The sequence below is a fragment of the Rhizobacter sp. P3_B12 genome, from assembly GCF_056402895.1.
The window spans coordinates 1-3,911 of the sequence record NZ_JBFUGN010000586.1 but is presented as its reverse complement, the minus strand read 5'-3'; the positions used below and the strand labels follow the sequence as shown (position 1 = coordinate 3,911).

General features: G+C 67.5%; 5 protein-coding genes. All 5 read left to right on the top strand.

Annotation, left to right across the window (positions count from 1 at the left end; translation table 11 throughout):
• A partial coding sequence (locus AC1D01_RS24185) for a TRAP transporter small permease (RefSeq protein WP_477870875.1) occupies positions 1–291 on the top strand: 291 nt, incomplete at its 5' end.
• The gene (locus AC1D01_RS24180; protein WP_477870873.1) at positions 288–1,688 is read left to right on the top strand and encodes a TRAP transporter large permease; all 1,401 of its coding nucleotides are present in this window, start codon (positions 288–290) and stop codon (positions 1,686–1,688) included. The genes AC1D01_RS24185 and AC1D01_RS24180, both read left to right, overlap by 4 nt.
• 49 nt (positions 1,689–1,737) lie before the next feature.
• Positions 1,738–2,724, top strand: a complete 987-nt coding sequence (locus AC1D01_RS24175) for a tripartite tricarboxylate transporter substrate binding protein (RefSeq protein WP_477870871.1) — start codon at positions 1,738–1,740, stop codon at positions 2,722–2,724.
• A 9-nt stretch (positions 2,725–2,733) separates the two neighbouring features.
• Complete coding sequence (locus AC1D01_RS24170; RefSeq protein WP_477870869.1) at positions 2,734–3,714, top strand: sialic acid TRAP transporter substrate-binding protein SiaP; 981 nt, start codon at positions 2,734–2,736, stop codon at positions 3,712–3,714.
• Between the two features lie 54 nt (positions 3,715–3,768).
• Positions 3,769–3,911, top strand: a 143-nt coding sequence (locus AC1D01_RS24165) for an SDR family NAD(P)-dependent oxidoreductase (RefSeq protein ID WP_477870876.1), incomplete at its 3' end; no start/stop codon positions are given.

Here is a 3,911-nt window from a genome sequence, read left to right as displayed (position 1 = left end):
TACCTGTACCGCGTGTTCCCGGCGCGGCCGATGCGGGTGCTGTCCGTCATCGTCGACCTGATCCGCATCGCCTTCCTGGGCACCTGCGCGGTGCTCACCTGGCAGCTGATCGAGCGCATCGGCGCGAGCCGGRTGGCGGTGGTCGACCTGCCGATGGGGCTGGTGTACGGCGCGGTGCTGCTCGGCTTCGTGCTGATGACCTGGCGCGCGATCGATGTCGCGCGGGCCAACTGGAAGCGCGGCGCGTCGCTGCTCGAGAAGCCCGAGCTGGCAGACGAGGGGTACCCATGACCGCTGCCTTCAAGCTCGTCTTCCTGCTGTTCATGGGCGCGGGCGTGCCGGTGGCGATCGCGATGGCGGCCGCCGTGCTGCTGTTCGTGCTGGTCAGCGGCAACTCGCCGCCGTTCGTCGTGATCCACCGCATGGTCGGCGGCATCGACAGCTTTCCGCTGCTGGCCGTGCCGTTCTTCATCCTCGCCGGCAACCTGATGAACGTCGGCGGCATCACGACGCGCATCTACAACTTCTCGCTCGCGCTGGTCGGCTGGCTGAAGGGCGGGCTCGCGCACGTGAACATCGTCGGCTCGGTGATCTTCGCCGGCATGAGCGGCACCGCGATCGCCGATGCYGCGGGCCTGGGCACGATCGAGATCAAGGCGATGAAGGAACACGGCTACAGCACCGAGTTCGCGGTCGGCGTCACCGCGGCATCGGCGACGCTCGGGCCCATCATCCCGCCCTCGCTGCCGTTCGTGATCTACGCGATGTTCGCCAACGTCTCGGTCGGCCAGCTGTTCCTGGCCGGCATCGTGCCCGGCGTGGTGATGGCGCTGCTGATGATGCTCACGGTGGCCTGGTTCGCGCACCGCAACGGCTGGGGCCGCGACACACGGCCCGAGCTGGGCCGCATCGTCAAGGCRCTCGGCGAGCTGGCGGTGGTGATCGGCTTTCCGGTCGTGCTGTGGGCGGTGGCCCGCACCGGCGCCAACATGCAACTCGCGACCGCGCTCGCGCTGGCCGCGCTGCTCGTGGCCGACCGCGTGTTCCGCTTCGACGCGGTGCTGCCGATCATGACGCCGGTGCTGCTGATCGGTGGCATGACCAGCGGCCTGTTCACCGCCACCGAAGGCGCGATCGCCGCCTGCGTGTGGGCGCTGTTCCTGGGCCTGGTGTGGTACCGCACGCTGAGCCTGAAGACGCTCGTCAAGGCCTGCATGGACACGGTCGAGACCTCGTCGACGGTGCTGTTCATCGTGGCGGCCGCTTCGATCTTCGGCTGGATGCTGACCGCCACCCGCACCACCGAGCTGATCGCGCAATGGGTGCTGACCTTCGCGAGCGAGCCGTGGCAGTTCCTGCTGCTGGCGAATGCGCTGATGCTGTTCGTCGGCTGCTTCCTGGAGCCCACTGCCGCGATCACGATCCTGGTGCCCATCCTGTTGCCGATCGTGCAGCACCTGGGGATCGACCCGGTCCACTTCGGGCTGGTGATGGTGTTGAACCTGATGATCGGCCTGCTGCACCCGCCGATGGGCCTGGTGCTTTTCGTGCTGGCGCGGGTGGCCAAGCTGTCGGTCGAGCGCACGACCATGGCCATCCTGCCGTGGCTGGTGCCGCTGCTCGGCTCGCTGGCGCTGGTCACCTTCGTGCCGGCGATCTCGCTGTGGCTGCCGCGGCTGCTGTCCTGAGCCTGTTTTTCCGACGACGACAAGACCCCCCTGAACGGAGACAACGACGATGATTCGCTTCGATGCTGCACGGCACGCCCTGCTGTTGGCCGCCGCCTGCCTGCTGCCCCTGGCCGGGATCTCGGCCTTCACCGCCTCCAACGCGCGCGCGGCCGACTACCCGACGCGCCCGATCGAGCTGCTGGTGCCCTACCAGCCGGGCGGTGGGACCGATGCGCTCGCGCGCGCCTTCGCCGAGGCCTCGCGCAAGCACCTGCCGGCCTCGATGTACGTCAGCAACAAGCCGGGCGCGAGCGGTGCGATCGGCTGGAGCTACGTGATCAACAGCAAGCCCGACGGCTACACGATCGCGGTGATGACGGTCGAGATCGCGACGCTGCCGCACCTGGGCCTCGCGAAGTTCACGCACGAGGATTTCATCCCGATCGCGCAGCTGAACGCCGACCCGGCCGCGATCACGGTGCGTGCCGATGCGCCGTGGAACACCTACGAGGAGTTCATCGCCGCCGCGAAGAAGGGCGACCTGAAGGTGGGCAACTCGGGTGTCGGCTCGATCTGGCACCTGGCCGCGGCGGCGCTCGAAGACCGCACCGGCGCGAAGTTCCTGCACGTGCCGTACCAGGGCGCGGGGCCGGCGGTGCTGGCGCTGATGGGCTCGCAGATCGACGCGGTGTCGGTCAGCCCGGCGGAGGTGTCCACCTATGTGCAGGCCGGCAAGCTGAAGACGCTGGCGGTGATGGCCGACCAGCGCGTGAAGGGCTTCGAGAAGGTGCCGACGCTGAAGGAACGCGGCGTCGACCTGAGCATCGGCACCTGGCGCGGGCTGGGCGTGGCCAAGGGCACGCCGCAGGACGTGGTCGACGTGCTGCGCGCCGCGACGCAGAAGACCGCCGCCGAGCCCAGCCTGCACGAGGCGATGGACAAGCTGAACCTCGGCTACGCGTATGCCGATGCGGCAGCCTTCAAGCAGGTGGTCGCACGCGACCATGAGACCTTCAAGGTGCTGATCCCGAAGCTGAACCTCAACAAGCCGTAGGAGACGACGATGTTCCAGATCTCTTCCTTCAAGCAGCTCGCCGCGGTGGCGGTGCTCGCGCTGTGCAGCACCGCCGGGCTCGCGCAGACCAAGCTGAAGCTGGCGCATGTCTACGAGACCAGCGAGCCGTACCACAAGCAGGCGCTGTGGGCCGCCGACGAGATCAAGAAGCGCAGCAACGGCAAGTACCTGATCGACGTGTTCCCGGCGTCGACGCTGGGCAAGGAGACCGAGATCAACCAGGGCCTGACGCTGGGCACGGTGGACATCATCTACACCGGCATGGCGTTCGCCGGGCGGGCGTACCCGCCGCTGTCGATCGCGTCGGCGCCGTTCATCTTTCGCGACTACGCACACTGGCAGAGCTTTCGCAACAGCGCGGTCTTCAAGGAGCTGGCCGCGGGGTATGAGAGCAAGAGCGGCGGCAACCACATCGTCGGCTACACCTACTACGGCCAGCGCCACCTGACGGCCAACAAGCAGGTGCTGAAGCCGGAGGACATGAAGGGCATGAAGCTGCGCGTGCCCGATGCACCGCTGTACATGATGTTCCCGCGCGCGGTCGGCGCGAACCCGACGCCGATCGCCTTTGCCGAGGTGTACCTTGCGCTGCAGAACGGCACGGTCGATGCACAGGAGAACCCGCTGCCGACCATCGAGGCCAAGAAGTTCTACGAAGTGCAGAAGTACACGATGCTGACCGGGCACATCACCGAGTCGCTGCTGACCATCGTGTCGGGATCGGCCTGGGGCAAGCTGCCGGCCGACGACCGCAAGCTGTTCGAGCAGGTGCTGTGGGAGGCCTCCACGCGCGCGAGCAACGACATCCTCGAATCGGAGAATCGCATGGTGGCTGATTTCGAGAAGGCCGGGCGCACGATCGTCAAGGTCGACCGCAAGCCGTTCATGCAGGCGGTGCAGAAGGCGGTGACGGCGCCTGATGCGCCGTGGAGCAAGGAGCTCTACGACCGTGTCGAAGCGCTGAAATAGCGAGTTCGCCGAGAATCCCGACGATTCGCCACTCGGCGTCGAAAGGACTCTCAGATGGATCTCGGGATCGAAGGCAAGTGGGCGCTGGTGTGTGCCGCCAGCAAGGGCCTGGGCAAGGGTTGCGCGCAGGCGCTGGTGCGCGAGGGCGTCAACGTGGTGATCACCGCGCGCGGCGCCGAGGCGCTGGAGGCCACGGC

Bases quoted from the DNA above. Each gene is read 5' to 3' on its own strand.
- AC1D01_RS24175 (WP_477870871.1), top strand. From the start codon at position 1,738: ATGATTCGCTTCGATGCTGCACGGCACGCCCTGCTGTTGGCCGCCGCC.
- AC1D01_RS24170 (WP_477870869.1), top strand. From the start codon at position 2,734: ATGTTCCAGATCTCTTCCTTCAAGCAGCTCGCCGCGGTGGCGGTGCTC.